This is a genomic window from Pseudomonas sp. PVC-5-1, assembly GCF_057444345.1.
The window spans coordinates 2,886,135-2,901,609 of record NZ_CM172024.1; the positions used below are offsets into that span (position 1 = coordinate 2,886,135).

The window sequence follows — 15,475 nt, forward strand, 5'->3', positions numbered from 1 at the left end:
GCCTTCAGCGCTACGCCCGCAATGCCTCACCAAGGAGCCGAGCCCATGAGCATTGTCCAGGATTTTGACCTGACCAACCTCGATCGCCTGTTGCGAGCCTTCGGCGAGCGGCAGCAACCGCTCAACCTCGATACCCAGTTGCCGCAGCTGATTCAGGCACTGCAAGCCGACCACCTCGACCTGCTGCCCCTGCCTGGCCAGGGCAATACGCTACGGCGCTGGCAAACCCTCGCCCGGGTGGCTGGCTGTGACCTGGCCTTGGCCAAGCTGTACGAGGGCCACACCGACGCGTTGGCGATCCTTGCCGAATGCGCGGCTGCACACCACGCTGCCGAGGGTATATGGGGCGTGTGGGCCGCCGAACCGCCGGATGCCCGCGCCTGCATTGTCGCCCGTGATGGCGACCAGGTCCGCCTGGAGGGTCGCAAGGCCTGGTGTTCGGGCGCACTGCAGATCGACCGGGCGCTGGTCACGGCCTGGGACCAGCACGGCCAGCCCCAGCTGGTGGCCATCGAACTGTCCCATCCCAGCCAGGGCCTTGCCATAGACCGCTGGCAGGCCATCGGCATGGCCACCACCGCCAGTGTCGAAGTCGAATTCGACCACACCCCCGGCATCGCCATCGGCCGCCCCGGGCAATACCTGTCACGCCCCGGCTTCTGGCATGGCGGTGCTGGCATTGCAGCCTGCTGGTACGGCGCCGCCGAGGCATTGGCCGACTACCTGCGCGAACACTGCCGCAACCCCCGCCCCGACCCACATGCCGATGCTCACCTGGGCGCGGTCGATGCCGCCTTGTACGGCGCCAGGGCGGCACTGCGCGAATGCGCGGCATGGATCGACCGCCAGCCAGGCGCAAACGCCAGCTTCGAAGTGCGCCGCACCCGCGCCCAGGTGGAACAGGCCGTTGAACAGGTGATCCACCACGTTGGCCGTGCGCTGGGCGCCACTCCTTTCTGCCGTGACAACCACTTTGCCCGGCTGAGTGCCGACTTGCCCGTGTTCCTGCGCCAGAGCCATGCCGAGCGCGACCTGGCGGCGCTCGGGGAGCAGTTGGCAAAACAGCCGGCGGGAGTCTGGCAACTATGAGCGAGAACCTGATCCGGGCGAACAGCGGTACACCGTGGGCGGACTGGCAGCAGGCCGCGCACCTGGCCAGGGCCACCTGGATCACCCCTCAGCAATTGTGCCCGCCGGGCCGCCGCCTGGTGCTGCTGGCACCGCACCCCGATGACGAGATTCTCATGGCCGGTGGGCTGCTGGCGGGCTTCCACGGCCGGGAAGACGACCTGGTGCTGATTTCCGCCACCGATGGTGAAGCCAGTCACCCCGGCTCTACCCACTGGAGCGAACACCGCCTGCGCCGGCAAAGGCCACTGGAGAGCCGCCATGCCCTGCAACAGCTTGACCTCGACCTCGGCCGCCTGGACTGGCGGCGGCTCCACCTCAAGGACGGCGCGTTGCCACGTGACGAGGCGTTTCTACTCAACCACCTGAGCCAGTTGCTCAGGCCTGACGACCTGCTGATGGCTACCTGGAGCGGCGATGGCCACTGTGACCACGAAGCAGTAGGCCGGGCTGCCGCGCAGGCGGCCCGGATGCGCAAGGTGCAATGCCTTGAGGTACCCGTGTGGGCGTGGCACTGGGCACGACCGGACGACCCGCGTCTGCCGTGGCCGCGTGCCCACCGCATTCAGCTGGACGAGGCCAGCCTGGCCCGCAAGCGCAAGGCCCTGGCCGCCCATGTCAGCCAACTCGAACCGGACGGCCAGCGCCCGCCCGTACTGCCGCCGAACTTGCTGGATTGTCTGCTGCAACCTTTCGAACTGGTGTTCCTGTAAATGGAGTTGTCATGAGCCTCGACCCACAGTATTTCGCCGACCTGTACGCCACCAGTGAAGACCCTTGGGCCTTTCGCACCCGCTGGTACGAAAAGCGCAAGCGCGAGCTGGTCATGGCCTGCCTGCCGCGCCAGTGCTACCAGCGCGTGTTCGAGCCCGCTTGCGCCAATGGCGAGCTCAGCGCCTTGCTGGCCGAGCGTTGTGCCAACCTGGTGTGCCAGGACCTGGCCCCTACTGCGGTAGCGCTGGCCGGTGAACGCTTGGCTGGGCTGCGCAATGTCTCGGTGGAACTGGCGCGGCTGCCGGCGGACTGGCCAGGTGGGCGTTTCGACCTGATCGTGCTGAGCGAGGTGGGTTACTACCTCGACCCGACCGACTGGTTGCAGGTGATCGAACAGTCGGTGGCCAGCCTGACTTACGACGGCGGGCTGCTGGCCTGCCACTGGAAGCATCCCATCGCCGGCTGCCCGCAGGACGGGCGTGAAGTGCACCGCATGCTAGCCCGGCACCTTCCGCTGTATCTGCAGTTCCAGCATGACGAGGCGGACTTCTTGCTGGAGTACTGGTCCTCTCAGCCCAGCGTGGTCGACCTCGATGAGACCTGCCCATGATTGCCGTGGTGATCCCGGCCCACAACGAGGCCCGGCGCCTTGGGCGCTGCCTGCGGGCAGTACTGGCTGCCGCCCTGCAGGCGCAGCAGGCGGGGCACCAGGTGGAGGTGCTGGTGGTGCTGGACCGCTGCAGCGATGGCAGTGCCGCCGTGGCAAGGCGTTTCGGTGTACAGGTGCTGACCGTGGATGCCGGCAACGTCGGTATGGCCCGCCGGGTGGGCGCGGCATACATGCTCGAGCGCGGCGCGCAGTGGCTGGCGTGCACCGATGCCGACAGCCGGGTGCCGGTGCACTGGCTGCTGTCGCAACTGGCCTGCAGGGCCGAGGTGGTGTGCGGCACGGTGCACGTCGAGTACTGGCAACCCTGGCAGACAGCGGCCTTGCGCAAGCTGTACCACAGCCGTTACCAGGCACATGAGGGGCATCGGCATGTGCATGGAGCCAATCTGGGGGTTTGTGCCGACGCCTATGGTCGTGTGGGCGGCTTCCAGCCACTGGCGGCGCATGAGGATGTGCAACTGGTCAGCGACCTGCAGGCCAGTGGTGCGCAGATCGTATGGACAGCCAGGCACAGCGTGGCCACCAGCAGCCGGCGCGACAGCCGCGCGCGCGAAGGGTTTGGCGATTATCTGGCGGGGTTGCAGACACAGGTTTGAGGAGGCGTGTGTTCGCGGGCAAACCTGATGCCGGTCAGTACGCATTTTGGGGCTGCTTTGCAGCCCTTCGCGGGCTTGCCCGCTCCCACAGGAACCGCGCATTTTCTGAGCCTCGCACCAAACCTGTGGGAGCGGGCATGCCCGCGAAGGGCCGCAAAGCGGCCCCAATCAAGCCGACAAACATGGTTCACGACGCCTTGCGTGTCTTCTTCGCCGGCTTCTTGCCACCGAGGCTGCGCTTGAGCAGTTCGGTGAGGTCGAGGATGTCCGCGCCTTTCCCTGCTTCCGTCGCCTCGCCCTTCTCCACGGTCTCGATCTTGCCCTTGCTGGCCTTTTCTTCCACCAGGTCCATGATGGTCTGGCGGAAGGCATCGTGGTAATCCGCAGGCTTCCACTGCCCGCTCATGTCTTCGACCAACCGCTTGGCCATGTCCAGTTCGCGCTTGTCCACCTTGGCCTCGGTGACGCTGCTGTCCAGCTCCAGCGTTTCCAGCCCACGCACTTCTTCGGGCCAGCGCAAGGTTATCATCACCAGCGCATCATCCAGCGGCCGCAACAACGCCAGGTGCTGGCGGGTGTGCAGCACTACCGTGGCCAGCGCCACCTTGCCGGTCTTCGCCAGGGTTTCGCGCAGCAAGGCGTATACCTTGCCGCCACGGCGGTCGGGGGTAAGGTAATACGGCGTGTCGAAGTGCTGCAGCGGGATCTCGCCAGCCTCCACGAAGGAGAAGATATCGATCGTCTGGGTCGCCTCGGGCCGGGCCTTGCGGATTTCCTCCTCGCTGATCACCACATAGCGGCCCTTCTCGAACTCGACGCCCTTGACGATGTTGTCCTTGTCGATTTCCTTGCCAGTGACCTTGTTCACCCGCTTGTAGCCGACCGGCTCCATGCTGCGCTTGTCGAGCCAGTCGAAATCGACCCGCTCGGTGCGCACCGCGGTATTGAGGGCCACGGGAATATGCACGAGACCGAAACTGATGGCGCCTTTCCAGATTGCCCTAGCCATTGAAGGTGCTCCCAGGGTTGCCTGCCAATACTTGAATCGACTGCAACGGGCGGCGAAGGTTTAGCCGCCCCGCCCTACGGCAGCGGGTTGCCGCCGGTCACGCCGAACACCTCGCCGGTGATGTAGCTGGACTCCTGGCTGGCCAGCAACACATACACCGGCGCACACTCGGCGGGTTGCCCCGGTCGCTTCATCGGCGTTTGTGCGCCGAACTCGGGGATTTTCTCCGGCGGTTGGCCGCCACTAGGCTGCAACACGGTCCAGATGGGCCCCGGGGCCACGGCATTGACCCTGATTCCGCGCTCGATCACCTGCTTGGCCAAGGCCTTGGTGAAGGCGACGATCGCGGCCTTGGTGGTGGCATAGTCGAGCAAGGTGGCCGAAGGCTGGTAGGACTGGATCGAGGCGGTGTTGATGATGGTCGCCCCCGCCGGCATCAGCGGCACGGCCGCCTGGCACAGCCAGAACAGCGCGTAGACGTTGGTTTTCAGGGTGTGGTCGAACTGCTCGTGGCTGATCTGGCTGATGTCCTTGCGCGCCTCCTGCTTGCCGGCGACGTTGACCAGGATGTCCAGGCCGCCGAGCTGCTCGTGGGCCTGGTCGACCAGTTCCTTGCAGAACTGCTCGTCCTTCAGGTCACCGGCAAGGGCCACCACCTTGCGGCCTTCGGCTTCGATCAGCTTGATGACTTCGCGGGCATCGGGTTGTTCGATGGGCAGGTAATTGAGTGCAATGTCGGCACCTTCGCGGGCGAAGGCAATGGCCACTGCCCGGCCGATGCCCGAGTCTGCGCCGGTGATCAGCGCCTTGCGCCCCGCCAGGCGGCCAAAGCCCTTGTAGGTGGTTTCGCCGTGGTCTGGTTCGGGCTGCATGTTGGCGTCCAGCCCTGGTGCTGGCTGGCCTTGGGCCGGGAACGGAGGGTGCGGGTACTGGGTCAGCGGGTTCTGCATGCTGAACTGGTCGTGCGGTTTGCTGGGCATGGGGGCCACTCCTCTGGTGAAACCGGTGTTGGCCCATTCGCGGGCTTGCCCGCTCCCACAGGTATTGAAACTGGTGGTAGTCCTGTGGGAGCGGGCAAGCCCGCGAAGGCCGTTCTACCGATTTCGAGGTAAACCGCCATCGATGGTTTTTTCCGACTGGCCCAAACACTGACCAGCGGTCGATACGTCACTCAAAGTGACTAGTTCCGTACCTCAGCTGCGTCGACATCCGGCGCATCCGGTGCATCTGGCGCGTCTGGAGCATCTGGCGCGTCGTCCACATCCGCCCTTGCAGCGTCTCTGGCTGCATTGGCAGCGACTTTGGCTTCGTCCCTGGCGGCATCTGCCGTAGCCCTGGCAGCATCTCTGGCGGCATCAGCTTCGTCTCTGGCTGCGTCGCGGGCAGCATCTGCCGCGGCCCTGGCAGCGTCTCTGGCTTCATCTGCGCCGGCTACGCCAGCAGCTTTTGCGGCGTCGCGGGCTGCATCCGCCTCGGCTCTGGCAGCGTCTCTGGCGGCATCTGCAGTAGCTTTTGCCGCATCCCGGGCGGCATCTGCTTCAGCCCTTGCAGCGTCTCTGGCTGCATCAGCATCGTCTCGGGCTGCGTCCCTGGCGGCATCTGCCGCATCGTTGTCGTTGTCGTTGTCGTTGTCATGCGCATCGCCTGGGCCTCTGCCGGCCATGCCACCATGGTCACCATCGCCGGCCCCCGGGCCACCATGGCCACCATGGCCGCCATGACCGCCACCGCCGTCACCGCCGTCACCGCCGTGACCACTGCCTCCGCCACCGCTGCCACCACCGTGACCGCCACCGCCTCCAGATCCACCGCTGCCACCACCGTGACCGCCGCCACCTCCAGAGCCACCGCCACCGCCGCTGCCGCCGTGGCCACCACCACCGCCGCCGCTGCCACCGTCTTTGGCATACACGCTGGAGAAACTACCGATGTAGTCGGGCACCAGGACGGTCGAGGCCGACAGGACGCCACCTATTGCCAATGCCAACAAACATTTCTTGAGCAACATGATGCACCTCCGCTTGGAGTTGCGTCGTCATCTCCGTATCGAACGCAATGACCAATGAGTTCGCAACCGCCCATGGAGCGGACAGCCAACCGGCGCGGCCAGAGATCTGCAGTGTCAACGAGCAGCTTCGGTTTACGCACGATCCTTCAGAGCCAGTCAGCATCTTTGCGTGGGAAATATTCCCACATATTAAGACTAGTACTGTCTGCCTGAGTTCAAAGGACCGAATATCAGGCCAAGGCACGTTGTGAGACTGTTGGGGCCGCTCCCACAGGTTTGGTGCCATGCTCAGGATATGCGCGGTTCCTGTGGGAGCGGGCACGTCGGGACGCCGAACCGCCGCGAAGGGCTGCAAAGCAGCCCCAATCAGGCCTGGCTGAACAGCACCTGCCTGAAAGCCTCAGCCGCCAGGTGTACCTGCACCGCCCAGTCCTGCGCCGCGTCACTGCCGGCATCATCGGAAATGTATTTCAGGCACACGAACGGGATGCCTTCGCTGCGTGCGATCAGCGCCAGCACGTAGGCTTCCATGTCGACCACGTCATAGGGTGCATCGCCATGGTTGATCTCGAAGCTGTCGCCACTGCCGCAGGTTTCCAGGGCCAGGCCGGGGATTTGCGCCCCATGCTCCAGCACCACCGGGATGTCCGACAAAGGTGTCTGGTAACGGGCGAAGCCCAGTGGGGTCACATCCATGTCGCGCTGCACGAAGCGGGTGCAGCACACCACCTCGCCCTTGCCATGGCGCTGGCTGCCGGCCGAGCCGAGGTTGACGATCAGCCTGGGCCGGCGCGCGGCAATGGCCTTGGTCAGGGCGATGGCGGCATTGACCTTGCCGATGCCGGTGAACACGGTATTGACGTCAGCGAATACATCGCCGGCCTCGGCTTCGAGGGCGAAGACAAACAACGTGTCGTCCAGGGAAATGTCGGGGAATTGCTTGATCAGCATCATGGCGCAGGTGGTTCCGGGTGGCTGCGAAAGGCGCGGCCATTTTCGGTCAACCCCGGCTAATTGCAAGCCCCGGCGGCCACCACGGCTCGTAATGCCTGCGCCCTGCCCAAGCCTGCAGCGCTGGCCTGGGCCAGGCATTGCAGCTGCTGGTCGGCATGGGTGCCATCGCGCAGCAGGCGTTGTGCACGCAGAAAGGCGCGTTCGGCGTCTACAGTGTCGATCGGCAACTGTTCCTGCAACTGGGCCAACCGACCTGCGGCCGTGACCGGCTGCTGCTCATGCAGGCCAATGAACTCGCCCTGGCGCCCATGGCGCATGGCGCGCCAGTAGTTTTCCTGGGTGATCCAGCGCTGCTCGCGGTTGCAGGCGGACGAGTCGTGCCGGTACACGATGCTGTGCTCGACCAGGTGACGAAATAGCGCGGCGATGCACAGCGCGTCCTCCAGCCGCGGGCAGCCATCGCAGATGCGCAGTTCGACCGTCGGGAAGCGCCGTGAAGGCCGGATCGCCCACCAGAAGTCGCCATCCGCGGCCAGCGACCCTGTGCGTTGCAGCAATGCACGGTAGCGCTCGTAGGCTGCCCAGTCCGGCAAAGGCTCGGGCAAACCCATGTGCGGCCACTCCCCGCAAATTACCCGCCGGTAGCTCATGTAGCCGGTGCACTGGCCTGCCCACAGCGGGGATGACGTGCTCAGCACCAGCAACAGAGGCAGCCAGCCCAGTACACGGTTGATCAATTGGATGCGGTCGCAACCTGGCGGTACGCCCACGTGAACATGCAGGCCGTTGAGCAGGCTGCGCCGCGCCACATGCCGGTAGTCAGCGAACAGTTGCTGGTAATGCGCAGGGGTTGCAGGTTTCTGACGCAGCCAGGCGGCATTGGGGTGGCTTGCCGCGCCGTACAGGCCCATGCCCTCTTCGGCCAGCGCTGTGTTCAGCCGCTGGCGGCTGTGCTGGAAGAACTCGCGTGCCTCGAACAGGTTGGCGAACACCGGCGAGGCCACCTCGATCTGGCTGCGGAACATTTCCTGGGCAAAATGCTGGCCCAGCGCCTTGCGACAACGCCCGAGCACGGCTGGCGAAGGTGTGGCTGGCACCTGCCCCGTGTCCAGGTTCACCAGCAGGTATTCTTCCTCGATGCCGAACGTGCAGGGTCGGGCCATGCTGCCTCAGCTGTTGCGGGTGACTGTGAGCACCACCGCGGCGATGCGCTCGACCTGCTCGTAACCGGGTTCGTTCAGTTGCTCGCCAAACACGTCCGGGTCGATTTCCCGATACACCCAGGACCATTCCGGGCCCGCCAGGCGCAGGCGAATGGCTTCGAGCAAGGCATCACGGCCTTCGACTATCGCCACGCCGGTATACAACAGTAGCGAGCCCCCTGAGCCGAGCCGCTCGCAAGCTTGCTCGACGATACGCAGCGAAAGCTGCGCGCCGAGCGAACCTCCGCCATGCCGATAGGTACGTTGGCAGGCATCCAGCATGTACGGCGGGTTGGCAACGATAAGGTCGAACAGCCCGGTAATGCCGTCGAGCAGGTCACTGGGTTCCACGGAAACATTGCTCAAGCCCGCCAATGCCGCGTTGATCGCGGTGTAACGCAGCGCGAGCGGGTTGATATCCACGGCGCTGACATGGGCATGGGGCGCCGCGCGGGCGATCAGCAAGGCGCCGACACCCGTGCCGCACCCGATATCCACGGCATGCTCGACGCGCTTGGGGGTGCGTTGCAGGTGATCGTGAATCACTTGGGCGAAACGGTAACTGTCGGGGCCGAGAAACACTGCGTCGGTTTCCTCGGTGGGGTAAGCAGAGTGCAGCAGCAGCAGGTCGTCGATCGTGGACCAGCGCACGGTGCTGATCAGCAGTTCTCCGTGCTGCTTGAGCGCCTGAGCCCGCCGCATCTGGTCCAGCTCATCGGCAGAAACCAATGACGAACGGAACGGACGGTTCCAGCCGAACACATCGCGCACTGTCCTGGCTTGCCCGGCTTGCGGGCGCGCATTCACGCGAGCATGGGTTGCCGGGGTGACGCAGGTGAAGCGGTAGCCGTCGGCGCGCAGGCGCCTGCCCAATTGCAGCATTGCCTGGTCAGCCTGGATTTGTTGTGGATCGAGCAGCATCAGCGGGTTACCTCCTGATTCAGGCCGGTAGCACGCAAGTAGCGCCGGGTGGCCAGCAACCCTTCCGGTGTCGCATGACGGTTACCGGACATCGTGTCGATCAACGTCTGGATATCGGCGTCCGGGGCAGGAGTCGTGAGCGTATCATCCGATTCCACCTGCACCTCCCAGCTGCCAGGCAGCACGCGACGCCCGCGGGCTTGCAAGCCTGCAGCGATCCAGTCGTGCCATAGCTGTTTTTCATACGCCGTGAACACGCCATACATCGGTGCCGAGGGGCCATCGATGAGTCCCCACCAGCGGCTGTTGGCGGGTGCTTCACCACGGCGGATCCAGCCCTGTGCCTGCAACGCTTGCAGAAACGCGGGCATGGCACCGGGCTCGGCCAGCCATTGGTTGACGGTGCGTTTTTGCAAGCGGCAATGGTCGGAATGCATGAATTGGCCAAAATTGCGCTTGCGCTCCAATGCCGACAGCAGCTCGGATTCAAGATCGAAGCTGCTGATCAGGCTGGGTGTATCAAGCCCCAGGTCATTCAAGCGGTACCCGCTGCGCACCCGCTGGTAGAACTGGCCAGCGTCGTCGACCGGGCAGAGTTGGCGTAGCGCCTGGATGGACAGATGCGCATGCCCGCTGGCCGCGTTGTCGATGGTCACATGAAGCTGGAAATAATGGCCATCGATGCCCACTTCCGCCAGTTCGTAAGTGGTAATCAGCAAATGCAACGGTGGTTGTTCATAGCCCAGGTTGTAGCCGATCAGCTCGGGAAGAAAATCATCGCCATGGCGCCCCAATGCCAACTGCAAGGCACCTTGCAGGTAACGCTGGTCGTCCAGTTCAGTCAGGCCCAGGCAACCCAGCCGGCTCAACAGCCGTTGGTAGATCAGCACATGGTTGCAGCGCGGATCACCGCCACCCAGTTCTTCCAGGTAGGTGCGAATCAGGCCGTGATAGCGCGGATCGCCCCAGTGGCGCAAGGTGCTGTGCAGCCATGCCCCGTCCACTGCCTTGGTGGGCGCCACTTGTTGCAGGAACCACAACGCCTGGGCGCGGTTGGCAAAGTAGCGCCGAGGTGCGCCTTGGCGGCGTTGTTCGAGGTAACTGGCATAGGCTTCGGCCACCTGGCTTGCATGGCCAGCGCTCCAGGCTTCCAGCTGAGCAGGATCGGCAGGCAGGTCATCCGGCAAACGCTGCGCGCGTGCCAATTGTTTGCTCAGCCAGGCTGTACTCGTGGTGTCGTGGCTCACGAGCAGCTTGTGGTAACGCTCCTTCAGGCTTGGCCCATTTGCCGAAGCCGGTATCACCGCGCCGGTCTTGCGGGTCATTACCGTCATGCCGTAGTCCTTGTCCGCGTTTTATTGGCTGGGTTTCTGCCCGGGCATCGGTTCAGGGGCCGGCGCCGGCTGGGTAGCGGGTTTGTCGCCGGGTTGCTGCATCTGCAGTGAAGGTTTGCTTTGGTCGGCATCCTTTGCCGGGTGGTCGTCATCCCGGTCGAAACAGCCACCCAGCAAGCCAAGCGTGCCCACCAGCGCTATGAGAGGGATCAATCGCATGGGGTTCTCCTCATGTGCAGAATCGCAGTGCCCGATCACCCGGGCACTGCGCAGGCTCACTTACGAACGGCCGCCCTTGCGGTCCGATTCGCTGGTACGGCCACCACCGGATTGCTGGCCGCCCTTGCGCCCAGCTTCGGAGGCTTTTTCGCGGTCATTGGCAAAGTTGCCCGGGTTCTTGTTGCCACCCTGGCTGCCTTGCTGGTTGCCGGTGCGGCTGTTCTCTTTCTTGGCCATGGTCTTAAACCTCGTATGACTTGGGAATGCACGGCATTACCCGCCGTACACCTGTTGGGAGTTCGGTCATTTCGGCGGATTCGGTTTAATGCGAAGCGTTCGGACCAGCGGCATTAAATAAGCGGCATCAGCATATTTGGCGCGCCTGTCAGTCGCGCGATGTGCTATCCAGGCGTGCCTGTCGCTTTCCCAGCAAACCTCCGGTCATCGCCCAGCCCAAAGCCATCAGCGTACCGATCAACATCGCCAGTTGCGGGTACTCGCCCATCACATCCAGCCCCCGCTTGACCCAGCCACTGAGCGCGTCACCGCCGCGGTAGACCACGGTGTCGATGAAGTTCTTGGCCTTGTACTTGTCCTCGGCGGGCAGCACGGTGAACAGCATCTCCCGCCCCGGCCGCACCAGCGCGTACTCACCGGCCCGGCGCACCACCATCACCACCACGAACACGGCGAACACCGGGGCCAGTGCCAGCCACAGGAAGCCCGCAGCCATCACCAGCGGCACCGCCACCAGCAGCACACCCACCCCCAGCCGGCGGGCCAGGCGACCGGTGAGGAACACCTGGGTGAGGATGGCCAGGGCCTGTACCACGCTGTCGATCAGCCCGAACACCTGGGTTTGCCGGGTACGGTCGGTGAAGGTTTCGCTGACGATGCGTGCCTGCTCGAAATACAGGAAGGTGCTGACACTGGCGAGCAACACCACGAACAAGGCAATGCCCAGCAGGTAGGGCGAGCGCAGTACAGCAGTGGCACCGGCAAACGGGTTGCCGCCCAGTGGCCGGGAATCCGCCCGCTCGGCTTGCGCCGGTAGAGGGTTGAGCTTTCGCCAGCGTTGCAGGTACAACGTAGCGCCAATGCTGCCCAAAAGAAGCGCTGCGGCCAGCACCAGCAAGCCGGCATGGCCCAGCGGCGCTACCAGCAGCGTGCCCAGGATGGGGCCGCTGAGCCCACCCAGGCTGGCCCCGGCCGCCAGCAGGCCGAACAGGCGCTTGCCTTGTGCGGTGGAAAACAGGTCGGCGAGCACGCTCCAGGCCAGCGATATGCTCAGCAGGTTGAACACCGACAGCCAGATGTAGAAGGCCCGTGCCGCCCATGAAGCTTCCGGATTGCGGGCGAACAGCACGGCGAACAGCAGCAGGTTGCTGGCGAAAAAGCCGTAGGTCCAGGGCAGGATGTGTCGGCGCTGCACCTGGGAGGCCAGCCAGCCAAACAGCGGCAGGCACGCCAGGGTGGCGATGAAAGTGCCGGTGAACAGCCATTGCAGGTTGTCCACGCCACCGGCGACGCCCATGGTTTCGCGCACCGGGCGCAGCATGAAATAGCCAGTGAACAACAGGTAGAACAGCAGCAAACCGGCGATCACCGCTGGCCCTTCGCCGGGCTGGATGTTCAGCCCCTGGTCCAGGCGCCGCCGCCAGGCTGCCATGGTGTCAGGCAAACTGCTTGATCAGCGCCTGTTGCTGCGCCTGGGTCAGCAACGGCCCGTGCCCGGCCTTGAGCTGGTCAAGTTGGCGCTCGGGCCGGCTGGTCGCGGGGATGACCGTGGTCACCGCCGGGTGACTGATGGCGAACTTGAGAAACAGCTGCGCCCAGCTGCCGACACCCGCCTCTGCGGCCCAGCCGGGCAAGGCCTGGTCCTTCACCCGGGCGAACAGGCGGCCATCGTCGAACGCCCGGTTGACCAGCACGGCGACGCCCTTGTCCTGGCACAGCGGCAGCAGTTCGCGGGCGGCGTCGGGGGCATTGACCGAGTAGTTGATCTGGATGAAGTCCAGCGGCTCGCTGCGCACGATGCGGGCTACCTCGTCCTGGCCACTGTTCAGGTAATGGGTGATGCCGACATAGCGGGTCTTGCCCTGCTGCTTCAATTCGCGGGCATAAGGCAGCTGGGTCTGCCAGTCGCGCAGGTTGTGGATCTGCAGCAAGTCGACCTTGTCGGTGCGCAGGCTCGCGAGGCTGCCGGCCCATTGCGCTTCGGCGTCTGCCCGGCTGTCGGCGGCGATCTTGGTGGCAATGAAGCATTGCCGGTGCCAGCCGCCCTCTTCCAGCAGCTGGCCGAGAATGCTGTCGGCGCCGCCGTAGTTGGGCGAGGTGTCGATAACCCGGCCACCGCCTTCGAAGAACGCCTGCAGTACAACTTTCAGCTGCTGGTACTGGGCAGAACCGGCTTGCACTTCGAAACTGCCGGAGGTACCGGCGCCGATCACCGGCAGCGCTTCACCGGTGCTCGGCACTTGGCGGGTCAGCAAACCCGCCGGGGCAGCGGCGTGCAACCAGGGGCTGGCGGCCAGCAAGCCCAAAGTGGCACCCGCACGTAGGACATCACGACGTGCGTACATGGAAAAGCTCCCGTCATGAAGCGGAAACTTTCAAGGCTAGCCGCTGCCCCAGGCTGCGTCCGGTGTTTCTGTATCTGGATGTTTAGCGATCAGGCTTGCAGCAGCAGGCTCAGGTCGACACCCGTCTCGCTCATGGGCGGGCACCAGTAGTAACCACCGGTCAGTGGCCGGCTGAAGCGGTACAGGCCGTCGATGATGCCGTCCTCCAGGCCGCTCATGCGCCGCAGCTGCACCTCGAACGCATCGAAGCTGTGGCCCAGGGCCACGAAGGCCAGGCCAGCGCCACGTTGGTCTGCCCAAGCCACCGAACGACGGACGATGAACGCTTCTGGTTCGAAGCTTTCCTGGGCCGTGCGCTTGACGTGGGCGGACTCGGGGGCGTCGTCGAGCTCTTCGTTGTCGCTAAGGCGGCGGCCGATGATGTTGTCCTGGTCGGCCTGGGGCAGCGACTTGAAGTACTCCAGGTCGTGCTTCCACAACTGGAACGCGGCAAAGCTGGAGCCATCGGCGCCAATGGCCGCTTGCACGGCCTCTTCGTCCACCGGGTTTTCGGTGCCGTCCTCATAGCCGGTCAGGTCATGGCCGCCACGGTGCAGGAAGCCGTCGACGCTGTCGGCCAGGCGCAGGGCCGGTGCCAATGCCAGCTCCAGGGCCTGGGCCCGCAGCAGCAAGTCGCCGCGCTCGTTGCCGCGCAGCCACAGCCACAGGGCGTGTTGGGTGCTGGGGTTCTCCACTGCAGCATCCAGCTGCGGGAAGGCGCGCAAGCCAGGTACTTCACGGCCCAGGGCCTTGGCCAGCGGGGCGCCGACACCCAGGATCAGCTGTTCGCCATCGACCTGCGGCAGCAAGGCATCCAGGGTGGCAGGCAGGGCCTCTGGCGACTGCAGGGTGAAGAACAGGTGACGGGCGTGGGCCGGCACCGGGGTGGCAAGCAGACCTTGCTGGAACGGCATGACAGGCTAATCCTCGGTAAAAACCGGAATGCTACTGCGCCTGCAGGCCTGCTGCAACGCGGCATACAGCCTCGCTGGCCGCTGCGCTTGGTAACAAACGGTTACCAAGGGCTGGCGTTTTGCGATTAGCTATCAATCAGGGCCGACCTACACTCCACCGGATCCTTTGCCCGAGAGACCGCCCATGACCGCCTCACCTTTGCTCACCGCTTTTCTGCCGCTGGCCCTGGGCATCATCATGCTCGGTCTCGGGTTATCGCTGACCCTGGCCGACTTTGCCCGCGTAGTGAAGTACCCCAAGCCGGTGGTGGTAGGCCTGGTTTGCCAGATCCTGCTGCTGCCGCTGGTGTGCTTCCTGATCGCCAACGGGTTTGGCCTGGAGTCGGCGCTGGCGGTGGGGCTGATGCTGCTGGCCGCCTCGCCGGGCGGCACCACGGCCAACCTGTTCAGCCACCTGGCCCATGGCGATGTGGCATTGAATATCACCTTGACGGCAGTCAACTCGCTGATCGCGATCCTGACCATGCCACTGCTGGTGAACCTGTCGCTGAGCTGGTTCATGGCATCGGACCAGGCCATACCGCTGCAGTTTGCCAAGGTGATGCAGGTGTTTGCCATCGTCCTGCTGCCGGTGGCGCTGGGCATGCTGGTTCGCCGCTTTGCACCCGCCTTCGCCGCGCGCATGGAGAAGCCGATGAAGCTGGTGGCTGCGTTGTTCCTGGCGTTCACCATCGTCCTGGCGCTGGCCAAGGACTGGCAGACCGTGGTTGCCTACGCGCCGGTGGTGGGCCTGGCCGCGCTGCTGTTCAACCTGCTGAGCCTGAGCGTGGGCTACTGGGTACCGCGCCTGCTGAACATTCCCAAGCGCCAGGCGATTGCGATCGGCATGGAGATCGGCATCCATAACGGCACCTTGGCGATTGCCCTGGCATTGAGCCCTTCGCTGCTGAACAACGCCACCATGGCAGTGCCGGCGGCGCTGTACAGCCTGATCATGTTCTTCACCGCGGCGGCGTTTGGCTGGTGGGTGAGCCGCGGGCATGTGGCGGCGCAGCCCAAGGGTGAAACAGTGAACTGAGGCAAGTTCCCTGTGGGAGCGGGCGTGCCCGCGAACACCGGCAAAGCCGGTGCCATGCACCGCGCTGCCTGCTTCGCGGGCACGCCCGCTCCCACAGGTCAGGCGCC

At 64.8% G+C, this 15,475-nt stretch carries 16 protein-coding genes and 1 pseudogene; 5 read left to right on the forward strand and 12 right to left on the reverse strand.

The window, feature by feature from the left end; genetic code table 11:
• The first annotated feature begins 45 nt into the window (after positions 1–45).
• From AC2T3R_RS13190 to AC2T3R_RS13205, 4 genes are read left to right on the forward strand one after another with little or no spacing between them, the layout of a single operon-like run.
• On the forward strand, positions 46–1,089 hold the full coding sequence (locus tag AC2T3R_RS13190) for an acyl-CoA dehydrogenase (protein ID WP_410953540.1): 1,044 nt from the start codon (positions 46–48) through the stop codon (positions 1,087–1,089).
• On the forward strand, positions 1,086–1,841 hold the full coding sequence (locus tag AC2T3R_RS13195; protein WP_410953539.1) for a PIG-L deacetylase family protein: 756 nt from the start codon (positions 1,086–1,088) through the stop codon (positions 1,839–1,841). The genes AC2T3R_RS13190 and AC2T3R_RS13195 overlap by 4 nt, the downstream gene beginning before the upstream one ends.
• 11 nt (positions 1,842–1,852) lie before the next feature.
• Entirely contained in the window at positions 1,853–2,452 is a 600-nt protein-coding gene (locus AC2T3R_RS13200) for a class I SAM-dependent methyltransferase (protein WP_410953538.1), read from the forward strand.
• Complete coding sequence (locus tag AC2T3R_RS13205) at positions 2,449–3,108, forward strand: glycosyltransferase family 2 protein (RefSeq protein ID WP_486743747.1); 660 nt, start codon at positions 2,449–2,451, stop codon at positions 3,106–3,108. The genes AC2T3R_RS13200 and AC2T3R_RS13205 overlap by 4 nt, the downstream gene beginning before the upstream one ends.
• Before the next feature lie 187 nt (positions 3,109–3,295).
• Here AC2T3R_RS13205 and ku read toward each other — a convergent pair whose 3' ends face one another.
• From ku to AC2T3R_RS13265, 12 genes and pseudogenes are all read right to left on the reverse strand, one after another.
• Entirely contained in the window at positions 3,296–4,117 is an 822-nt protein-coding gene (gene ku, locus AC2T3R_RS13210; protein WP_015270347.1) for a non-homologous end joining protein Ku, read from the reverse strand.
• A 74-nt stretch (positions 4,118–4,191) separates the two neighbouring features.
• A complete protein-coding gene (locus AC2T3R_RS13215) occupies positions 4,192–5,097 on the reverse strand; it encodes an SDR family oxidoreductase (RefSeq protein ID WP_410953535.1) in 906 nt (301 codons plus the stop codon).
• A 451-nt stretch (positions 5,098–5,548) separates the two neighbouring features.
• Entirely contained in the window at positions 5,549–6,025 is a 477-nt protein-coding gene (locus tag AC2T3R_RS13220; RefSeq protein WP_486743748.1) for a hypothetical protein, read from the reverse strand.
• Positions 6,026–6,491: 466 nt separating this feature from the next.
• Positions 6,492–7,079 carry a 5'-methylthioadenosine/S-adenosylhomocysteine nucleosidase family protein gene (locus AC2T3R_RS13225; RefSeq protein WP_196181557.1) on the reverse strand — a complete coding sequence of 196 codons (588 nt, stop codon included), beginning with the start codon at positions 7,077–7,079 and terminating at the stop codon, positions 6,492–6,494.
• A 56-nt stretch (positions 7,080–7,135) separates the two neighbouring features.
• Positions 7,136–8,242, reverse strand: a complete 1,107-nt coding sequence (locus AC2T3R_RS13230) for a carboxylate-amine ligase (RefSeq protein ID WP_486743749.1) — start codon at positions 8,240–8,242, stop codon at positions 7,136–7,138.
• Between the two features lie 6 nt (positions 8,243–8,248).
• The gene (locus tag AC2T3R_RS13235; RefSeq protein WP_486743750.1) at positions 8,249–9,202 is read right to left on the reverse strand and encodes a methyltransferase; all 954 of its coding nucleotides are present in this window, start codon (positions 9,200–9,202) and stop codon (positions 8,249–8,251) included.
• Positions 9,202–10,536 carry an iron-containing redox enzyme family protein gene (locus tag AC2T3R_RS13240; RefSeq protein ID WP_486743751.1) on the reverse strand — a complete coding sequence of 445 codons (1,335 nt, stop codon included), beginning with the start codon at positions 10,534–10,536 and terminating at the stop codon, positions 9,202–9,204. The genes AC2T3R_RS13235 and AC2T3R_RS13240 overlap by 1 nt, the downstream gene beginning before the upstream one ends.
• 21 nt (positions 10,537–10,557) lie before the next feature.
• A complete protein-coding gene (locus tag AC2T3R_RS13245) occupies positions 10,558–10,755 on the reverse strand; it encodes a hypothetical protein (RefSeq protein ID WP_061302263.1) in 198 nt (65 codons plus the stop codon).
• A 60-nt stretch (positions 10,756–10,815) separates the two neighbouring features.
• Positions 10,816–10,935: pseudogene (locus AC2T3R_RS13250) on the reverse strand (con-10 family general stress protein); the annotation flags it as partial.
• 205 nt (positions 10,936–11,140) lie between these two features.
• Positions 11,141–12,424, reverse strand: a complete 1,284-nt coding sequence (locus tag AC2T3R_RS13255) for an NTP/NDP exchange transporter (protein WP_486745287.1) — start codon at positions 12,422–12,424, stop codon at positions 11,141–11,143.
• Positions 12,425–12,428: 4 nt separating this feature from the next.
• Entirely contained in the window at positions 12,429–13,337 is a 909-nt protein-coding gene (locus AC2T3R_RS13260) for an aldo/keto reductase (protein ID WP_054573281.1), read from the reverse strand.
• An 89-nt stretch (positions 13,338–13,426) separates the two neighbouring features.
• The gene (locus AC2T3R_RS13265) at positions 13,427–14,290 is read right to left on the reverse strand and encodes a Dyp-type peroxidase (RefSeq protein WP_486743752.1); all 864 of its coding nucleotides are present in this window, start codon (positions 14,288–14,290) and stop codon (positions 13,427–13,429) included.
• A gap of 184 nt (positions 14,291–14,474) precedes the next feature.
• On the opposite strand from AC2T3R_RS13265, the gene AC2T3R_RS13270 reads away from it, so the two are divergent.
• Positions 14,475–15,368 (forward strand): bile acid:sodium symporter family protein, encoded by an 894-nt coding sequence (locus AC2T3R_RS13270; RefSeq protein WP_025339072.1) that lies wholly within the window; start codon positions 14,475–14,477, stop codon positions 15,366–15,368.
• Positions 15,369–15,475 lie beyond the last annotated feature (107 nt).